This is a genomic window from Albibacillus kandeliae (assembly GCF_003116585.1).
In the GTDB taxonomy this organism is placed as follows: Bacteria; Pseudomonadota; Alphaproteobacteria; order Rhodobacterales; family Rhodobacteraceae; genus Albibacillus; species Albibacillus kandeliae.
Map to the genome: position 1 here is coordinate 53110 of NZ_QEHM01000004.1, position 17772 is coordinate 70881.

A 17772-nucleotide genomic window follows, 5' to 3' on the forward strand; every position below is an offset into this window, starting at 1 on the left:
ATGAGGCGGTTGCGATGAACCTGCTTTATTCGAACGACCGGCACGGCAGCTACCCGCCGAGCTGGTATGCCGCAACCGCCAATGCCCTGGCCCCCTTCCCCGCGCTGGAGGGGGACACAAAGGCCGATGTATGCGTCATCGGCGCGGGCTACACCGGCCTGTCGGCCGCGCTGCACCTCGCCGAGGCGGGGATGGACGTGGTTCTGCTGGAAGCCCATCGCGTTGGCTTCGGCGCCTCGGGGCGCAACGGCGGGCAGTTGGGCAGCGGCCAGCGGATCGAGCAGGACAGCATCGAGAAGATGATGGGCCGCGACATGGCCGACCGGCTCTGGCGTCTGGGTGAAGAGAGCAAGGCGCTGGTGAAGGGGCTGATCGCGCGCCACCAGATCGACTGTGCGCTGAAGCCGGGCGTCGCCCACATCGGCTTTACCAGGAAGGAAATGGAGGAGACGCACCACTACGCGGAGTTTCTCCACGACCGTTACGGCTATGATCACATCGAGATCCTCGACGAGGCGGCGAGCCACGCGCTCTGCCCCTCGCCCGCCTATGTCGGCGGCATCCTCGACATGGACGCCGCGCACCTGCATCCGCTGAACTATGCCCTCGGGCTGGGCGCGGCGGCGGCGAAGGCCGGGGTGCGCATCCACGAGATGACCGAGGTCACCTCGGTCGAGGAAGGCCGTCCGGCGATGGTGAGCACCGCCAAGGGCAAGGTCACCGCCGACCATGTGATCTTTGCCTGCAACGGCTACCTCGGCGGGCTGCAGAAGCAGGTCGCACAGCGGGTGATGCCGATCAACAACTTCATCGCCGCGACCGAGCCGCTGGGCGCCGAGACCGCGAAGGTGCTGACCCGCGACGTGGCGGTGGCGGATACCAAATTCGTGGTGAACTACTTCCGCCTGTCCGCCGACGGACGGCTGCTGTTCGGCGGGGGCGAGAACTACGGCTATCGTTTTCCCGACGACATCGCCGCCAAGGTGCGCAATCCGATGTGCGAGATCTATCCGCACCTGAAGGACGTCAAGATCGACTACGCCTGGGGCGGCACGCTGGCGATCACCATGAAGCGCCTGCCCTACCTCGCGCGGATCGCGCCGAACATTCTCTCCGCCTCGGGCTACTCGGGCCACGGCGTCGGCTCGGCGACTCAGGCCGGGCAGCTGATGGCGGCGGCGATCAGGGGCGAGACCGAGGGCTTTGACACCATGGCGGCGATCCCCACCACGCCCTTCCCCGGCGGTGCGGCGCTGCGCAGCCCGTTGCTGGTGCTGGCGATGCTGTGGTTCGGCCTGCGCGACCGGGTCGGCATCTAGCCCCCGGTCAGCGCCGCCCGCGTCGCCTCGTCCGCAGGAAAGAAGGCCTCGATCACCAGTTCCGACAGGGTGACCTCGGTCGCCGTGCCGAAGACCGTTGTCGCGGTCAGGAAAGACAGCACACCATCGCCGAACCGCAGCCGCAGGGGCACCGCGATATTGCCGGTCCCGCCCGTCGGCAAAGGATGCAGCCCCCCGGGCAAGGCGCGCAGTTCGGTGATCAAGGCATCAATGGCAGGGTCATAGCTCTGGCGGAACTCGCGCCCCAGCCGGTCGAGGATATGGGCGCGCCATTCCGGCAGGTTCAGGATCATCGGTGCGAGTCCCTCAGGGTGCAGGCTGGCGCGCAGCACGTTGACCGGGGGCTGGCGCAACGACGGCGCGACCGCGTCGAGGAAGGGCGCCATCGCCGCGTTGGCGGATATCAGGTTCCAGTGGCGATCCACCGCGATGGCGGGGAACGGCGCGTGGCCCTCCAGTACCGCCTGAACCACGCGGAGCGCCGGCCCCATCTCCGGCGCATCCAGTGGCCGCTCGGGGTAGAGCGGGGCAAAGCCGCCCGCCAGCAGCAGGGCATTGCGCTCGCGTAGCGGGATTTCCATCGCCTCGGCCAGCCGCAGCACCATCTCGCGCGAGGGGGCCGAGCGGCCGCTCTCGACGAAACTCAGGTGCTTCTGCGAGACCTCCGCCTCGCCCGCGAGGGCCAGCTGGCTGAGGCTGCGGCGGAGGCGCCAGTCGCGCAACAGGGCGCCGATGCGCGGCGCGGTGGTTGAGAGTGTAGGTGTCATGCCCCAACCCTAGGTGCCCTGCGGCGCCCGCACAATTACGCCCGAGGTAATCGCGGCGCGGAAAAATCCTGCGACTATTACCTCCGGCTTAATCGCCGCCCCGCCCCGCGACAGGCAGGATCGGTCCATCATCCATCCCAACGGAGACAGACCCATGACATCCGAAACCCTGCTGCGGCGCCTCTTCTGGTTCGATGCCGCAACCTGCATTGCGCTGCTGCTGATCCTGCTGGTCGCCGGCGGCCCGGTGGAAACGCTCACCGGGCTGCCCCGCGCCCTGCATCTGGTCAGCGTCGCGATCCTTGTGCCTTCGGGCGCACTGATGATCTTCACCGCCCGGCGCAGTCCGCTGTTCCGCCCCGGCGCGCTGCTGATCGTCGCCGGGAACGCCGCCTGGACCCTTGCATCGGCCTGGGTGGCGCTCTCCGGCGTCTTCCCCCTCACCGGGGCGGGGATTGCCCTTGTCCTCCTGCAGGGCGTGGCCGTCGCCGTCCTCGCGAGCCTTGAATACGCCGCGCTGCGGCGAGTCACCGAACCGGCCTCCTTCTCCTGAAGGGCCGCGCCGCTGGGCACTGCCCGGCAGCCCCCCGCACGGCTCCTTCCCACGGCGTGCGGGGGATTTCGCTGCCCGGAGGCCCAAAATCATGGCCCCGGCGCAACACCGATCCGGGGCTGACACATAAATGTCATGGCTGACGCCTATTTCGGCGTTCACAACCCTCGCGGGTTGTTTTACATTTTTCGAAGGTTGGCTTAAGGAAAACAAAATATGACACAGGCACCAGACGTCCACCAGGCAGAGCCGATCCCAGCCGCAGCACGCGAAGCCATCGAAGCACTGCTGCAATCGGGCGACCTCTTCCGCTACACCGCGCCGCAGGATGCACCTGTCGCCCTGCTCGAGTCCGAGTTCGCGGAACTGCTGGGCGCGAAGTATGCGCTCGCGGTCTCCTCCTGCTCCGCCGCGCTCTTCCTGTCGCTCAAGGCGCTCGGCCTGCCGCGCGACGCGCGCGTGCTGATTCCCGGCTTTACCTTTGCCGCCGTCCCCTCCTCCGTGATCCACGCCGACTGCGTGCCGGTCCTCTGCGAGGTCGGAGACAACTACCGTATCGACATGGCCGACTTCGAGGCTCGGATCGACGACAACATCTCGGCCGTGATCATCAGCCACATGCGCGGCCATACCTCCGACATGGACGCGATCATGGCGCTCTGCGATGCGCGCAACATCCCGGTGATCGAGGATGCAGCCCATTCGCTCGGCACCACCTGGCATGGCCGCAACATCGGCACGATCGGAAAGATCGGCTGCTTCTCCTTCCAGTCCTACAAGATGATCAACGCCGGCGAAGGCGGTATCCTGATCTCGGACGATGCCGACGCAGTTGCCCGCGCGGTGATCATGTCGGGCGCCTACGAGCACAACTGGAAGAAGCACAAGGTCCCGATGGGCGACAACATCCGCGACCTCGAAGAGGCCTTTGGCCGCTGGCAGAACCAGCTGCCGCTCTACAACCTGCGCATGGGCAACCTCTCGGCCGCGGTGATCCGTCCGCAGTTGCCCGAGCTGGCCCGCCGCGTCACCGACGGGCGCAAGGGGCACGACTATGTCGCCGACCGGCTGAACAGCGCCGCCAACTTCAACGTGCCCGCCAAGCTGGCCGCCGAAGTCCGCGCCCCCGACTCGATCCAGTTCAACCTGGTGGATCTCTCCGATGACGAGATCGACGCCTTTGCCGCCGCCGCCGCCGCGCGCGGGGTCAAGGTTCAGATCTTCGGACGATCCACCGACAACGCCCGGGCCTTCTGGAACTGGCAGTTCCTCGGCGACATGCCCGAGCTTCCCAAGACACGTGCCATGCTGATGCGCGCCTGCGACGTCCGCCTTCCGGTTCACTTGAGCCGCGAAGACTACGACGCCGTGGCCGACATCCTGCTCGACGCGATGAACGAGGTTACCCGCTCGGCTGCGGCCTGAGCACGCCTGCCACTCACGGCACCAAGGGAACGGGCGCAATTTCGGCGCCCGTTCCGCTGTCTGGCGCAGCGCTTAGACGACTCGCCCTTCTGTGGTAATCTGATCCCGGGAGGAGCCCTGTCATGGCACACAGCGCGACCGCCACGACCTTCGCAGAGCGATACGAAAGCACCCTCGTCCCGGTGATTTTCCGGCCTTGGGCGAAGGAACTGATCCGGCGGGCCAACCCGCGGGACGGCGAGGCCATCCTCGACCTCGCCTGCGGAACCGGTGCGGTGACGATGGAACTCGCCGCCGCCGGAGTCCGCCCGGCAAGCCTGACCTGCATCGACATCAGCCCCGACATGCTGGCCGTGGCCGAGACCCGGGCCCGCGAGGCCGGGGTCAGCGCCACCTTTCACGAGGCCGCCGCCGACAGCCTGCCGCTTCACAACGCCAGCGTCGAACTGGCCTTCTGCCAGCAGGCGCTGCAGTTCTTCCCCGACAAGGTGAAGGCCCTGCACGAGCTGCACCGGGTCATGGTGCCCGGCGGGCGCGTCGCCTTCTGCGTCTCGACCGCCCTGTCGGACAATCCCCTGCTCGATGCGCAGGCGCGAACGCTGGAGAAACACGCCGGGGCGGAAGCCGGGAACGCCGTGCGCGCGATCTGCAGCCTCACCGATCCGGGAATGATCCGCGAGTTGTTCGAGGAGGCGGGGTTTTCCCATGTCGAGGTTGAGCGCGTGAGCCTCGCCCTCACCCACCCCGACGCACGCACCTTCGCCGCCGGGGCGATGGGCGGAATGCACACCGGCGACAAGCTCTCGCCCCTGTCAGACGCCGAGCGCGGCGTCTGCATCGCGGAATTCCTGAGCGCGCTGGGAGAGTGCTTCGACGGAACCGCCCTGCACTTCCCCCATGTCTCGAACGTGATCACAGCCCGGGCCTGACGGCGAGGGCGCAGATCAGGCGGTCAGCCCCTCCGGCTCCGGCAGGCCCTTGGACCGGCAGAAGGCCGTCAGCGTGTTCGCCAGCAGGCAGGCAATGGTCATCGGCCCGACGCCGCCCGGCACCGGCGTGATGGCGCCCGCAACCTCTGCACAGCTGTCGAAGTGGCAATCACCCACCAGCCGGGTCTTGCCCTCGCCCTTCTCGGGCGCGTCGATGCGGTTGATGCCCACGTCGATCACGGTGGCCCCCGGCTTGATCCAGTCGCCGGTCACCATCTCGGCGCGGCCCACGGCGGCCACGACGATGTCGGCGCGCTTCACCACCTCGGCAATGTTCTTGGTCCGCGAATGCGCGATGGTCACGGTGCAGCTGTCCTTCAGCAACAGCTGCGCCATCGGCTTGCCCACGATGTTCGAGCGGCCGATCACCACGGCGTCGAGCCCCGAGAGGCTGCCGTGATGGTCGCGCAGCATCATCAGGCAGCCGAGCGGGGTGCAGGGCACCATGCTCTTCTGTCCGGTGCCCAGCAGGCCGACGTTGGAGATGTGGAATCCGTCGACATCCTTGGCCGGGTCGATCGAGTTGATCACCAGATCCTCGTTCAGGTGCCCCGGCAGGGGCAACTGCACCAGGATACCGTGGATGGTGTCGTCATTGTTCAGGTCGTCGATCAGCTTCAGCAGGTCCGCTTCGGAGGTATCGGTCGGCAGCTTGTGCTCGACCGACTTCATGCCGACCTCGACAGTCATCTTGCCCTTGGACTTGACGTAGACCTCGCTCGCCGGGTCCTCGCCCACCAGCACCACGGCAAGGCCGGGCTGGCCGTGACCGGCCAGCGCCGCCACCTTCTCGGCCACGCGGGCCCGCACATCGGCCGCGAAGGCCTTGCCGTCTATGATTGTCGCCGTCATCCGCGCGCCCTCATCTTTTCTTTCCAAATACTCCCGCCGGAGGCATCCCCGGCGGGCCATGTTTCGGGTCACGAGGGCAGGAGCGCCCTAGAACAACCCTTCGATCTGTCCGGCCTCGTTCAGCCGGATGCTCTCGGCCGCCGGAACGCTGGGCAGGCCCGGCATGGTCATGATCTCGCCGCAGATCACCACCACGAAGCCCGCGCCCGCGCTCAGCCGCACCTCGCGGACCGGCACCGAGTGCCCCGTGGGGGCGCCGCGCAGGGTGGGATCGGTCGAGAAGGAATACTGTGTCTTCGCCATGCAGATCGGCAGCTTTCCATATCCCTGCTCTTCCCACTGGTGCAGCTGGCTCCGGATCTTCTGGTCGGCCAGCACCTCGTCTGCGCGGTAGATACGTTTGGCGATGCGTTCGATCTTATCGAAGAGCGGCATGTCGTCGCCGTAGAGCGGCGCGAACTGCGCCTTGCCGCTGTCGGCGATCTGCGCGACCCGGGTCGCCAGTGCTTCGATCCCGGCGCCACCCTCGGCCCAGTGGCGGCAGAGAATGGCCTCGGTGCCCTGCTCGGCGACAAAGGCCTTCACCGCGTCGATCTCGCCCTCGGTGTCGGTGACGAAGTGGTTGATCGCCACCACAACCGGCACGCCGAATTGCTTGAGGTTGGCAATGTGGCGGCCGAGGTTGGCACAGCCCTTCTTGACCGCCGCGATGTTCTCGGCGCCGAGGTTCTCCTTGGTGACGCCGCCGTTCATCTTCATCGCGCGTACGGTGGCCACAAGCACCACGCAGTCGGGCGCAAGGTGCGCCTTGCGGCACTTGATGTTCATGAACTTCTCGGCCCCGAGATCGGCGCCAAAGCCCGCCTCGGTCACCACGTAGTCGGCCAGCTTCAGCGCCGTCGTGGTCGCGATCACCGAGTTGCAGCCGTGGGCGATGTTTGCGAACGGACCGCCGTGCACGAAGGCCGGATTGTTCTCCAGCGTCTGCACCAGGTTCGGCTGCATCGCGTCCTTCAGCAGCACGGTCATCGCACCGTCAGCCTTGAGGTCGCGGGCAAAGACCGGCGTGCGGTCGCGGCGGTAGGCCACGATGATGTCGCCAAGGCGCTTTTCGAGGTCCTTGAGGTCGCGCGCAAGGCAGAGACAGGCCATGACCTCGGAGGCGACGGTGATGTCAAACCCGCTCTCACGCGGGAAGCCGTTGGTCACGCCGCCGAGCGAGATCGCGTTCAGGCGCAGCGCGCGGTCGTTCATGTCGAGCACCCGGCGCCAGGTAACCCGGCGCGTGTCGATGTCGAGCGCGTTGCCCCAGTAGATATGGTTGTCGATCATCGCGGCCAGCAGGTTGTGGGCCGAGGTGATGGCGTGGAAATCGCCGGTGAAGTGGAGGTTCATGTCCTCCATCGGCACCACCTGCGCATAGCCGCCCCCGGCCGCCCCGCCCTTCATGCCAAAGCAGGGCCCGAGCGATGCCTCGCGGATGCAGACCGCCGCCTTCTTGCCGATACGGTTCAGCCCGTCGCCAAGGCCCACGGTGGTGGTCGTCTTGCCCTCGCCCGCCGGCGTCGGGTTGATCGCCGTCACGAGGATCAGCTTGCCGTTCGGCCTGTCCTGAACCCGGTCGATGAAATCCTGGTTCACCTTGGCCTTGTCATGCCCATAAGGCACGAGGTCCTCGGCCGGGATTCCCAGTTTCGCGCCGATCTCCTGGATCGGGCGTTTCTGTGCCGCGCGGGCAATCTCGATGTCGCTCTTGTATTCCATTCCGTCCAGCTCCTCCCTGAAGGGTGAGCCCTCCGGCGGATGGCCGCACCCTGCGTCAGCCTAAGCGCCGCCGCAATCCTTCACGGGATTGATTTGCGACGCTTCTCTGACACGAAGCGACCCGATGGTCCACGCGGATTTCGGATTGGAAACCGGTGCCGTGCACGGGCGACGCATGTTTCGCGTCGTCCGGGCACCGTGCCGTTACTTGAGTTTGGACAGTTTCTTCTGCAGCTCGGCGAGCTGTTTCTTGATCTCGTCGAGGTCTTCGCCCGAGTCCGAGCTCTCTTCCTTCTCGGGCTCCGGCCCGCTGGAGCCCGCCCAGGTATTGGCCAGCCCGCCGGTCATCGCCTTGAGAAAGGCCTCCTGCTGCGCCTGCAGCGCCTCGAACCCGGGGATCTTGGCCATCGGGTTCATGGCCGACATGTTCTTCATCATCTTGGCCTGGCTGTCGCGCAGCATCTCGAAGGATGTCTCGAGGAACTGCGGCATCATCCCCCCGCCCGGCACCATGTAGGACCGCACGAGGTCGTTCAGCACGTCGACCGGCAGCACGTTCTCGCCCCGGCTCTCGTGTTCCGCGATGATCTGGAGCAGGTATTGGCGCGTCAGGTCGTCGCCCGATTTCAGATCGACGATCTGCACCTCTCGCCCGTCACGAATGAACCCTGCGATATCTTCCAGCGTCACGTAGTCACTGGTCTCGGTATTATACAGCCGCCGGCTCGCATACCGTTTGATCAGCAATGGTTTTTCTTGTTCAGCCACGGTCTCGCCTCCCCGCGCAATATGTTAATGGGAGCCTATGCGAGCGAAATTGAAAAGAAAAGACTGAGCTATCCCGCGAAAATGACCGATTTGTCCTGCCCTGCCGCACAGGAAACGGATTTGTTTCCCCCGGGCAATCGGTCAGAGCATGTCCCCGTTGGCCTTTGCGGGACCCGCTGGGGCCCGGAAACGAAATGGGGCAGGCCCGCAGGCCTGCCCCTCGATTGCGCCGGTTTTTGGGAGGAAGAGACGCGCAATCGCTGCTGTAATCGTTACTTTGCGGCCTTCTTGGCAGCGGTCGTCACATCAGCAGTGGCTTTCTTGACGGCTGCGGTGGCGTCTTCGGTCAGGTCCTTGCCTGCGGCCATCATCAGCTCGACGGTATCCATCTGCACCTTCTTCGCGACTTCGGCGAAGGCGGCCATGTTTTCGGCGGCGACTTCGGCAGTGGCCGATGCGAAATCGGTCATGGCCTTGGCGTAGTCAGCCGGCTCGGTCTTGGCTTTGGAGATGTCCGACAGCTTGGCAATGGTTTCTTTGGTCCATTTGCTCGAGATCTCGGCGGATTTCTCGGCGGCTTCCAGGGCCACGGCCGACAGCTTTTCATTCAGCGTGGCGGTGGTTTTGAAAGCTTCCTCGAAGGCTGCGGTGTCCACGGGGAACGCGCCCATCATGTCCTTCATCACAGCGGTAAAATCTTGGGTCTTTGCCATTTCAAGTAGTCCTTTTGCATTTAGCGGGACTTCCCCGCGCTTTCTGAAGCTGAGAGGAATATGAATGCTGCGGCGCGGCATTTCAAGATCTTTTTGCTGCAGTGCAGAAAAAGTATCAGCAAACCTGCTTCGCGAACGGCCTGCCGTCACCGCGAATGTCCGGGGGTGGAGCGCCTCCCGGAGTGTCGGGATCAACCCCGACGTGTGCCCGGCGCCGCAACACAACAGGTTGCCGCGCAACGGAATTTGGCCAGAAGTTTTCCCTTACGTAAAGCAGGGGATGGTGCCCTCTGGCAGCAGCGATGCCTCCCTCGAACCTGCGCCCGGTGGTCCGGTGCCGCCCTCCCCGGCGGCCTCCGGAGCCCGGGATCAGCCGTTCGCTTTCATCGCCACATAGGTTCCGGGGGCCGGTGCCAGCGGCGGATGGTCCGAATCACCAACCTCGCGCGCAGGAATCTGCTTGCCCGATTTCTTCTTCAGCCAGGCCTCCCAGCGGGGCCACCAAGAGCCCTCGTGGAACTCGGCGCCGGCCAGCCAGTCGGCCGCGTCCAGCTTGAGATCCGTGTTGGTGTAGTGGCCGTACTTGTTCTTGCTCGGCGGGTTCACGATCCCGGCGATATGACCCGACTGGGTCATGATGAAGGTCTTGCTGCGCGAGCCCATCTGCTGGACCCCGCGATAGCAGTCGCGCCACGCAGCGATGTGGTCGGTCTCGCAGGCGATCGAACAGACCGGTACATCTACGTCCTCCAGCTTGAGCGTGTGGCCGAGGATCTCGTAGCCATCCCGCGCGAACTCGTTGCGCTGGCAGAGACCGCGCAGGTACTGCATCGCCATCCGACCCGGCAGGTTCGTCCCGTCGCCGTTCCAGTGCAGCAGGTCGAAGGCGGGCGGCGCCTCTCCCATCATGTAACTGCGGATCGCCGGCGCGTAGACGAGATCGTTCGAGCGCAGGTAGCTGAACGTCCGCGACATGATGTAGGAGCGCAGGTACCCCCTGGCCGCCACCTCGGCCTCGATCCCGTCGATAAAGTCATCCGACAGGAAGGGCGTGAACTCGCCCTGTTCGGCAAAGTCCGTAAGCGCAGTAAAGAAGGTCGCCGACTTGATGGACTTGTCGCCCTGCTGCTTCAGCAGCGACAGCACCAGCGCCAGCGTCGTACCCGCGATACAGTAGCCGATCACGTTGATCTGCTCGGTCTTGCAGATCGCCTTCACCTCTCGGAACACGGCAAGGTAGCCATCCTCGATGTAGTCCTCCATGCCGACATCGGCATAGCGGGCATCGGGGTTGATCCAGCTGACCACGAAGAGAGTATAGCCTTGGTCGGTGATCCAACGGATCAGGCTGTTCTGCGTCTTGAGGTCGAGAATGTAGAACTTGTTGATCCAGGGCGGGAAGATCACCAGCGGCGTTTCGTGCACCGTCTCGGTGGTCGGCGCGTACTGGATCAGCTCGAGCATCCGGTTGCGATAGACGACCTGCCCCGGCGCCGTGGCGATGTTGCCCCCCAGCTCGAAAGCCGAGGAATCGGCCAGCCGTACGACCAGCTCTCCGTTGTTCGCCTCGAGGTCCGCGACGAGGTTTTCCAGCCCGTCGACCAGCGACTTGCCGTCGGTCTCCAGTGCCCGTTCCAGCGCGTCCGGGTTGGTGCCAAGGAAGTTGGTCGGCGCCAGCATGTCGATGATCTGGCGCGAGAAATACTTGAGTCGCTTCTTGTCCTTCGGCTCGAGGTCCTCGGCCGAATTCACCGCGTCCTCGATCGCCTTGGCGTTGATCAGGTACTGCTGCTTGATGAAATTGAAGTAGGGATGGGTATCCCAAAGCGGGTTCTTGAAGCGCCGGTCAGCCGGGCCCGGATCCTCCGGAGCCTGCAGCTTGCCCTTGGCCAGCGCCTGCTGCGCCTCGGCGAAATGATGCAGGGTCTGCCCCCAGTAAGCCACCTGGTTCTCGAGAATGCGCGCCGGGTTCTGAACCATCTGCGCCCAGTAGGCCGTTGCCGCATTGGTGAACAGATCGTGATTCGGACCGTTCAGGGCCGGGTTGTGCGATGTCTTGTGTGTCATCACATCGACCAGGCGCCGAGACAGTTCTTCGACTTTCGCAAGATTTTCCGCGAGTCGTTCGTAATGTTCCGCTGTAGGAAGCGGCCCCCCCTCCTCCGTAGTTGTCATCGCAACGATTTCCCCCTATTTACTGCAGTGCAGAATAACGTCGCCGCACTCGGGAGGCAAAGCGACGAAAAGTCCGACACGTCGGTGCCAAATACCAGGAGACCCGAAATGCACTTCATGGCGACCTACGACCTGATGGAGACCGCGCGCAACACCAACCAGTGGATGGGCGCAACGGCCAAGGCACTTGCATCCTATCCGATCTTCGCGATGACTCCAAACCCCGCAATTGCGTGGATGGCAGCCTGGGGCGAAGTGACCGAGCGCAGCTTCGAGCGGATGATCGTCAAGCCCGACTGGGGCATCCGCAGCGTCACCTGCGATGACGGCCGCGACCACGTCGTCGAGGTGCAGACCGCGATCGAGCGGCCCTTTGGCAACCTGATTCATTTCCGCGTGCAGGACCGCGAAAAGAGCGCCCGCAAGGTTCTGCTCGTGGCACCGATGTCGGGCCACTACGCGACCCTGCTGCGCTCGACCGTGCAGAGCCTCCTGCCCGATGTCGATCTCTACGTGACCGACTGGCACAACGCCCGCGACATTCCGGTCAGCGCCGGCAAGTTCGATATCGAGGACTATACCCTCTACATCGTCGACTTCATGCGCGAGCTCGGGCCCGACACCCATGTGATCGCCGTGTGCCAGCCCGCGCCGCTGGTGCTGGCCGCAACGGCCTACCTGGCCGAGCTCGAGCCCGCCGCGCAGCCTCGCACCATGACCCTGATCGGTGGCCCGATCGACCCGGACGCCACCCCGACCGAGGTCACCGACTTCGGCGCCCGCGTCACCATGGGCCAGCTGGAACAATCCGCGATCCAGCGCGTCGGCTTCAAGTACAAGGGCGTCGGCCGGCTGGTCTACCCCGGCCTCCTGCAGCTGACCTCCTTCATGGCGATGAACGCAGACCGTCACGCCAAGGCCTTTTCCGACCAGATTTCCTCGGTCGCGCGCGGCACTGCGTCGGACTACGATCCGCACAACCGGTTCTACGACGAGTATCTCGCCACCATGGATATGACGGCCGAGTTCTACCTCTCGACCGTCGAGCGGATCTTCAAGAACCGCGAGATCGCGAAGAACGAGTTCATGGTCGACGGCCACAAGATCGACATCGGCAAGATCACCAAGGTCGCGGTCAAGACCGTCGAGGGCGCGAACGACGATATCTCGGCGCCGGGGCAGTGCGTTGCCGCACTCGACCTCTGCACCGGGCTGCCCGATGAGATGAAGTTCAGCCACCTGGAGCCGGGCGCCGGTCACTACGGCATCTTCGCCGGCAAGTCCTGGCGGAACAACATCCGCCCGCTGGTGCTCGACTTCATCGACGCGAACAACGGCAGCACCTCGGGCAAGACCCGCAAAGGTGCCAAGACCGAAGCGGCCTGAACCGGACCACGAAGAGAGGAGCAGCGATGGGCGCCGACGCGATCACCTTCCGCTGCTCCTGTGGCCTGATCGAGGGCAGCGTCCAACCGGCGGGCCCGGCCCACGGGACCCATGTGGAGTGCTTTTGCCGCGATTGCCGCGCGGCGCGCATTCACCTTGGCGAGGGCGATACCGCCCCCGGCGGCGTTCCCATCTACCAGACCACGCCTGACCACGTTCACATCACCCGCGGACTGGACAAGCTCGGGCTGATGCGGCTGGGGCCGGAGGGTCTGTTCCGCTGGTACGCGACCTGCTGCAACGTGACCCTGTTCAACACTCTGCCAAAACCCTCGATGCCCTTCGTCGGCCTCTCGGCGGACCGCATCGTCGACACCAAGCCGATCGGCCCCGTCATAGCGCAGGTGAACCGCCCCGCCGGTGCGGACGGCAAGGGTAGCAGCCGCTTTCCGCTGGGCCTCGTCCTGAAGATCTTCGGCCGTCTCGCTGCCGCACGTCTTTCGGGGCGCTGGAAATCGACACCCTTCTTCGATGTCGCGACGGGCCAACCCATCGTAGCCCCTGTTGTCCTGACCAAGGCCGAACGCGAGGCAGCAACCCCTACGGCTTGAGCAAATCTGGCTGAGCCAATCTCTTCAGGCACTCTCGCCGTTTCTGGCTTACCTCCCGATCTGACCAGCCTTTGATCCGCGAGCCCCGCTTCCCGCCGTCGGCCGCAACAAACGCCCGCGGCCTTGGGCGAGCAGGAAACCACCAAGCGCCCCCTTGTTTGCTAAGAGATCAGGCAACGCCGCGGCGCCCGGATTGGGCCGGAACCGTATCTCTGCCCGACGCGCCCTTCCGACGCGCCGCCCCGGCAGTTTCCCTCGCTACGTCCGACAAGGTGAACGCGCTGATCACCGAGGCGAGGGTCGTGGTTCCTTTCAACAGTGTTTCGCTCGCAGCCGAGGTCTCCTCGAACATGGCGGCGTTCTTCTGGGTCACCGTGTCCAGCCGCGAGAGTGCTGCGTTGATCTCGTCCAGTGCGCCCGACTGGCTTTCGGCACTGGAGGCGATCTCGACGATCCGGCGTACGATCATCGAGACCGCGCCCATCACGCTCTCGTTCGCCTCGCCGGTCTGGCGGACTAGGCTCACGCCTTCGTTCACCCGGGCGTCGGATTCGGCGATCAGCGACTTGATCTCCTGTGCCGCATCCGAGCTGCGCAGCGCCAGGCTCCGCACTTCCGAGGCGACCACGGCGAAGCCCCTGCCGCTCTCCCCCGCCCGCGCGGCCTCGACCCCGGCATTCAGCGCCAGCAGGTTGGTCTGGAAAGAGATCTCGTCGATCACCCCAACGATCTTCTGGATCCGGTTCGAACTGGCCTCGATGGCGCCCATGGCGACCACGGCGCGCTGAACCAGTTCGGCGCTGGCTTCGACCTCACCCTGGGTCTGGTCGGCCTCGCTCTGGGCGTCTCGCGCGGATTTGGCGGTCGACCGAACGGTGTCGTTCAGCTTCGAGACGTTCGAGGAGATATCGGCCAGCGAGGCCGCCTGGCTCTCGGTCCGCTGCGACATGTCGCCGGAGGCCTGGGCCAGCGCCCGCGCCTCACCCGAAATCACATCGGCATTGGACTGTACCACCTCGATGGCACTGCGCAGCGCCGTTACCGCCTCGTTGAAGTCGTCGCGCAGATCGGCGTACTCGGCATCGAGATCGCTGCCGATGGCGGCGCCGAGATTGCGTTCGCGCAGGGTCTTGAGATTACGTCTCAGTACCTCGACCACGGTGCGCTGGCGCTGTGCCACCGCTTCCCGCGCGGCGGCATCGCGCTCGGCCGCCTCCCGCGCGTCTCGATCGACCCGTGCCGCGCGTTCCGCCTCGTCCTCGGCGCGCACCAGAGCGGCCTCCGCCTCCGACCGCGCCGCGACGGCCTCGGCGCGCGTGCTTTCGGCATCCTGCCAGAGCTGTTCGGCCTTCACGCGCGATGCCTCCGCCTCGTGTCCGGCTTGTTCCAGACGTTCGTTCTGCGCTCGTGCACGGGCATCCAGCGTCTGGCGGTGTGCTACGGCGTAGATCAGCGCCCCGCTCTCGATCAGGAGGATCACCGCGTGCATCAGCGTGCGCGGCAGGTTCTCGGCGATGGTGGTCGAGGGGAACACAAGGCTCGGCATCAGGAAGGTCAGCGTCAGGTGGTGCGCGGCGATCAGCAGCGTGGCCGCGAGGATCGCCGCGATGTCGTTCAAGGCAACCGTGGTCGCCAGCAGGGCGAAGTAGAGCATATGGGCGTCGATCTGCCAGGCGTGACCGGCCATCGCGGCGTTGAACACCACGGCCTGCCCCACCAGCGCCTGCGCCGCGCCGATCCGCGCGGTCTGACCCGAGCCGGACTGCATCAGCGTTCCGATGCCGGCCAGGGCCACCGCCACCAGCAACAGGACGACGACATTGCCACCAAGCAGATAGGCCACCCCGGCGTTGATCGGCGCAACGACCCAGGCCGCGCGCAGGATCATCCGGCATTCGAACCGCTGCTCGTCCTGCCCTGTCGCGCCACCCGGCTCATCGTCCAGACCGCGGAAGGTCAGCGCCTTCGGTGCCTCAATCGTTTTGCCATGCCTATCTCCCGCAGATTGCCGCCAGCCGCGTCGCGTCAAACACCAGCAGTGCGCCCGCGGCCCGCAATCGCGCGCGGAAATCGCCGGGATCGCCCCCGGCGGGCGGCTCTGCCAGCACCGCGAGGGGGGCCGGACGCGGGCCGATCACGCGCCCTCCGGCCGCCTTGGTCACTGCCGCGGCGTCGCGCCAGGGCGGCGCGACCACGATAATGGGATCGCCCGCGCGCGGCGGTGCGTTCGCCGCCGATATCCAGGGCGCGAGAACGAGTGTTGCCAGGGGAAGCGCGGTCAATCGGAGAATCGTCATGCTCAAACCAGTGTCAGCTGGTGTGCAGGTCTATCCTCCCGATCCTTGCGGTTCAGTTAACCGGGCCCAGCTTTCCGGGCCCGGCTGCCGCTTCGGGTCAGGCGCCCATGACCTCCAGCAGCGCCGTCTCGATCAGCGCGAGGCAGGGGTCGTCGGAAAACCGGTGATCGGCGTCCTTCACCAGTGTCAGCCGCATGTCGGGGCAGTCCGCATGATCCAGCAGGCGCAGGGCGGTTTCGGTGCTGACCGCCGTATCCGCCGTGCCCTGCAGCATCCGGACGGGAAAGGGCAGCGGCAGCGGTGCGCGCAACACCAGCATGCGGCGCCCGTCCTCGATCATCCGGCGCGTGACCACGTAGGGTTCCATGTAATCCGAGGGCATCTCGACCTGCCCGCGCTCTTCCAGCTCGCGTTTCTGAGCCTCGCTGAACCCGGCCCAGTAGCCGTCCTCGGTGAAATCGGGCGCGGCGGCGATGGTGACGAGGCCCGCAACGCGCTCCGGTCGGGCCCGCGCCAGCAAGAGCGACTGCCAGCCGCCCATCGACGATCCGACCGGGATCACCGGCCCCTCGGTCAGGTTGTCGATCACCGCCAGGGTGTCCTCATGCCAGTCGGCGATGCTGCCCTCTTCGAAGGTGCCCGAACTCTGCCCGTGACCGGTGTAGTCGAACCGCAGGAACGCCTGTCCGCGCGCCCTGGCCCAGGCCTCCAGATGCAGCGCCTTGGTGCCTTCCATGTCGGACTTCAGCCCCCCGCAGAACACCACCGTCGGCCCCCTACCCGCGGTCGCGTGATAGGCGATGCGCCGGCCCTGCCCGGTTTCCAGATAGCTCGGCTCGGTCATCGCGGTCTCCTCAGGCAATCCGTTGCGCGTCGCAGATGACCGACCGGCGCGGGCGAGGTCAACACCCCGATTGCGCGCCCGCCGCTTCGACCCGGGCTGGGTCACGGCGAGTTGAGGCTGCGTCAGGAACTCGGCCGGGATGCATTCGTTCTCTCCCCACGGGCGCCCTGCGGCGCCTCCAATCGAACAGAAAGGAGAGCAACATGCCCCGTATCAACGATGCGAAAATCCTGATCATCGCCACCGATGGGTTCGAACAGTCCGAACTCGAGGTTCCGCGCGACCAACTGCGCGAGCGCGGCGCACAGGTGCAGGTGGCCACGCTGGACGGCAAGCCCATCACCGGCTGGGATCAGAAGGACTGGGGCCGCGAGGCCGAGGCCGATCTCAGGATCGCCGACGCGAATGCCTTCGACTACGATGCCCTGGTGATCCCCGGCGGCCAGATCAATCCCGACCTGCTGCGCGTCGAGGAGGACGTACTGAACCTGGTCAAGGATTTCCACAACGAGGGCAAGGTGATCGCCGCCATCTGCCACGCCCCCTGGGTGCTGGTCGAGGCTGGTATCGCCAAGGGCCGCGAGATGACCTCCTATGGCTCCATCCGCACCGACGTGATCAACGCCGGTGCCAAGTGGACCGACGCCGAGGTGGTGACCGACAAGGGCATCGTCACCTCGCGCAGCCCCGACGACTTAGAGGCCTTCGTGTCGAAGATCGTGGAGGAGATCGAGGAAGGCAGGCACCAGCGCAAGGCGGCCTGAACCCCTTTGATACGCAAAAAGCCGGGACATCTGTCCCGGCTTTTCTTGATCTGACGAAAGCCCAGGGGCCTTGCCTCAGCTCTGCAACGGGGCGGCACGGGCCGCCCCTGCACTCAACTCAGGCCAGGGCCAGGTTGACTGCGGATTCGCGACCGTCGCGGCCGGCTTCGATGTCGAAGGTCACCTTCTGGTTGTCGCGCAGCCCGGTGAGGCCCGAACGCTCAACGGCAGAGATGTGGACGAACACGTCCTTGCTGCCGCCATCGGGTGCGATAAAGCCGAAGCCTTTGGTGGTGTTGAACCATTTCACGGTGCCAGTAGCCATATCCGTGGTCTCCTATAATGTGCTGCCCGCAGGATGCGGCAGCTTGGCGTCATCAGTCTGGATCGAGAGTCTGAGAGCCGATTGCGCGGAGACAGAAGGTCGAAAAAGAAAAAGTAGCCACGCCCCTCTACATGAACTTCGTCTCGCGGACAACGACCAAGTTGCGCGCCCCCGGTGCGGCACCGCCAACCGCGCTTGA

General features: G+C 65.5%; 17 protein-coding genes. 7 read left to right on the plus strand and 10 right to left on the minus strand.

What is annotated here, in order from left to right; all coding sequences use genetic code 11:
• The first annotated feature begins 14 nt into the window (after positions 1-14).
• Entirely contained in the window at positions 15-1319 is a 1305-nt protein-coding gene (locus DDT93_RS10905) for an NAD(P)/FAD-dependent oxidoreductase (protein WP_109465880.1), read from the plus strand.
• Here the strand turns inward: DDT93_RS10905 and DDT93_RS10910 are convergent.
• On the minus strand, positions 1316-2107 hold the full coding sequence (locus tag DDT93_RS10910) for a helix-turn-helix domain-containing protein (RefSeq protein ID WP_109465881.1): 792 nt from the start codon (positions 2105-2107) through the stop codon (positions 1316-1318). The genes DDT93_RS10905 and DDT93_RS10910 overlap by 4 nt on opposite strands.
• A gap of 154 nt (positions 2108-2261) precedes the next feature.
• Between DDT93_RS10910 and DDT93_RS10915 the strand changes: the two genes are divergently transcribed.
• The 3 genes from DDT93_RS10915 (at position 2262) to DDT93_RS10925 (ending at position 5014) form a co-directional block, all read left to right on the plus strand.
• Positions 2262-2660 (plus strand): hypothetical protein, encoded by a 399-nt coding sequence (locus tag DDT93_RS10915; protein ID WP_109465882.1) that lies wholly within the window; start codon positions 2262-2264, stop codon positions 2658-2660.
• A 216-nt stretch (positions 2661-2876) separates the two neighbouring features.
• Positions 2877-4085, plus strand: a complete 1209-nt coding sequence (locus DDT93_RS10920) for a DegT/DnrJ/EryC1/StrS family aminotransferase (RefSeq protein WP_109465883.1) — start codon at positions 2877-2879, stop codon at positions 4083-4085.
• A 122-nt stretch (positions 4086-4207) separates the two neighbouring features.
• Positions 4208-5014: a class I SAM-dependent methyltransferase gene (locus DDT93_RS10925; protein ID WP_109465884.1), complete on the plus strand. Its 807-nt coding sequence runs from the start codon at positions 4208-4210 to the stop codon at positions 5012-5014.
• 15 nt (positions 5015-5029) lie between these two features.
• Here the strand turns inward: DDT93_RS10925 and folD are convergent, their stop codons facing one another.
• The 5 genes from folD to phaC form a co-directional block, all read right to left on the minus strand.
• Complete coding sequence (gene folD / locus DDT93_RS10930) at positions 5030-5926, minus strand: bifunctional methylenetetrahydrofolate dehydrogenase/methenyltetrahydrofolate cyclohydrolase FolD (RefSeq protein ID WP_109465885.1); 897 nt, start codon at positions 5924-5926, stop codon at positions 5030-5032.
• An 87-nt stretch (positions 5927-6013) separates the two neighbouring features.
• Complete coding sequence (locus DDT93_RS10935; protein WP_109465886.1) at positions 6014-7690, minus strand: formate--tetrahydrofolate ligase; 1677 nt, start codon at positions 7688-7690, stop codon at positions 6014-6016.
• 204 nt (positions 7691-7894) lie between these two features.
• On the minus strand, positions 7895-8458 hold the full coding sequence (gene phaR, locus DDT93_RS10940) for a polyhydroxyalkanoate synthesis repressor PhaR (RefSeq protein ID WP_109465887.1): 564 nt from the start codon (positions 8456-8458) through the stop codon (positions 7895-7897).
• Positions 8459-8730: 272 nt separating this feature from the next.
• Positions 8731-9171 (minus strand): phasin family protein, encoded by a 441-nt coding sequence (locus DDT93_RS10945; RefSeq protein WP_109465888.1) that lies wholly within the window; start codon positions 9169-9171, stop codon positions 8731-8733.
• A 369-nt stretch (positions 9172-9540) separates the two neighbouring features.
• The gene (gene phaC / locus DDT93_RS10950) at positions 9541-11346 is read right to left on the minus strand and encodes a class I poly(R)-hydroxyalkanoic acid synthase (RefSeq protein ID WP_109465889.1); all 1806 of its coding nucleotides are present in this window, start codon (positions 11344-11346) and stop codon (positions 9541-9543) included.
• Between the two features lie 108 nt (positions 11347-11454).
• On the opposite strand from phaC, the gene phaZ reads away from it, so the two are divergent.
• On the plus strand, positions 11455-12732 hold the full coding sequence (gene phaZ, locus DDT93_RS10955; protein WP_109465890.1) for a polyhydroxyalkanoate depolymerase: 1278 nt from the start codon (positions 11455-11457) through the stop codon (positions 12730-12732).
• Between the two features lie 26 nt (positions 12733-12758).
• A complete protein-coding gene (locus tag DDT93_RS10960; RefSeq protein WP_232825436.1) occupies positions 12759-13343 on the plus strand; it encodes a DUF6151 family protein in 585 nt (194 codons plus the stop codon).
• A 169-nt stretch (positions 13344-13512) separates the two neighbouring features.
• Here DDT93_RS10960 and DDT93_RS10965 read toward each other — a convergent pair whose 3' ends face one another.
• From DDT93_RS10965 to DDT93_RS10975, 3 genes are all read right to left on the minus strand, one after another.
• Positions 13513-15231, minus strand: coding sequence for a methyl-accepting chemotaxis protein (locus tag DDT93_RS10965; protein WP_109465891.1), 1719 nt, complete (start codon positions 15229-15231; stop codon positions 13513-13515).
• Positions 15232-15334: 103 nt separating this feature from the next.
• Positions 15335-15646 (minus strand): hypothetical protein, encoded by a 312-nt coding sequence (locus DDT93_RS10970; RefSeq protein ID WP_157960146.1) that lies wholly within the window; start codon positions 15644-15646, stop codon positions 15335-15337.
• 91 nt (positions 15647-15737) lie between these two features.
• Positions 15738-16484 (minus strand): alpha/beta fold hydrolase, encoded by a 747-nt coding sequence (locus DDT93_RS10975; RefSeq protein WP_109465893.1) that lies wholly within the window; start codon positions 16482-16484, stop codon positions 15738-15740.
• Between the two features lie 203 nt (positions 16485-16687).
• On the opposite strand from DDT93_RS10975, the gene DDT93_RS10980 reads away from it, so the two are divergent.
• Positions 16688-17248, plus strand: coding sequence for a type 1 glutamine amidotransferase domain-containing protein (locus DDT93_RS10980; protein WP_109465894.1), 561 nt, complete (start codon positions 16688-16690; stop codon positions 17246-17248).
• 118 nt (positions 17249-17366) lie between these two features.
• Here DDT93_RS10980 and DDT93_RS10985 read toward each other — a convergent pair whose 3' ends face one another.
• A complete protein-coding gene (locus DDT93_RS10985) occupies positions 17367-17573 on the minus strand; it encodes a cold-shock protein (protein ID WP_109465895.1) in 207 nt (68 codons plus the stop codon).
• Positions 17574-17772: the final 199 nt, after the last annotated feature.

Bases quoted from the DNA above. Each gene is read 5' to 3' on its own strand.
- DDT93_RS10920 (WP_109465883.1), top strand. From the start codon at position 2,877: ATGACACAGGCACCAGACGTCCACCAGGCAGAGCCGATCCCAGCCGCA.
- folD (WP_109465885.1), bottom strand. From the start codon at position 5,926: ATGACGGCGACAATCATAGACGGCAAGGCCTTCGCGGCCGATGTGCGG.
- DDT93_RS10980 (WP_109465894.1), top strand. From the start codon at position 16,688: ATGCCCCGTATCAACGATGCGAAAATCCTGATCATCGCCACCGATGGG.
- DDT93_RS10945 (WP_109465888.1), bottom strand. From the start codon at position 9,171: ATGGCAAAGACCCAAGATTTTACCGCTGTGATGAAGGACATGATGGGC.
- DDT93_RS10925 (WP_109465884.1), top strand. From the start codon at position 4,208: ATGGCACACAGCGCGACCGCCACGACCTTCGCAGAGCGATACGAAAGC.
- DDT93_RS10975 (WP_109465893.1), bottom strand. From the start codon at position 16,484: ATGACCGAGCCGAGCTATCTGGAAACCGGGCAGGGCCGGCGCATCGCC.
- DDT93_RS10985 (WP_109465895.1), bottom strand. From the start codon at position 17,573: ATGGCTACTGGCACCGTGAAATGGTTCAACACCACCAAAGGCTTCGGC.
- phaZ (WP_109465890.1), top strand. From the start codon at position 11,455: ATGCACTTCATGGCGACCTACGACCTGATGGAGACCGCGCGCAACACC.
- DDT93_RS10910 (WP_109465881.1), bottom strand. From the start codon at position 2,107: ATGACACCTACACTCTCAACCACCGCGCCGCGCATCGGCGCCCTGTTG.
- DDT93_RS10965 (WP_109465891.1), bottom strand. From the start codon at position 15,231: ATGATCCTGCGCGCGGCCTGGGTCGTTGCGCCGATCAACGCCGGGGTG.
- DDT93_RS10960 (WP_232825436.1), top strand. From the start codon at position 12,759: ATGGGCGCCGACGCGATCACCTTCCGCTGCTCCTGTGGCCTGATCGAG.
- phaC (WP_109465889.1), bottom strand. From the start codon at position 11,346: ATGACAACTACGGAGGAGGGGGGGCCGCTTCCTACAGCGGAACATTAC.
- DDT93_RS10905 (WP_109465880.1), top strand. From the start codon at position 15: ATGAACCTGCTTTATTCGAACGACCGGCACGGCAGCTACCCGCCGAGC.
- DDT93_RS10915 (WP_109465882.1), top strand. From the start codon at position 2,262: ATGACATCCGAAACCCTGCTGCGGCGCCTCTTCTGGTTCGATGCCGCA.
- DDT93_RS10935 (WP_109465886.1), bottom strand. From the start codon at position 7,690: ATGGAATACAAGAGCGACATCGAGATTGCCCGCGCGGCACAGAAACGC.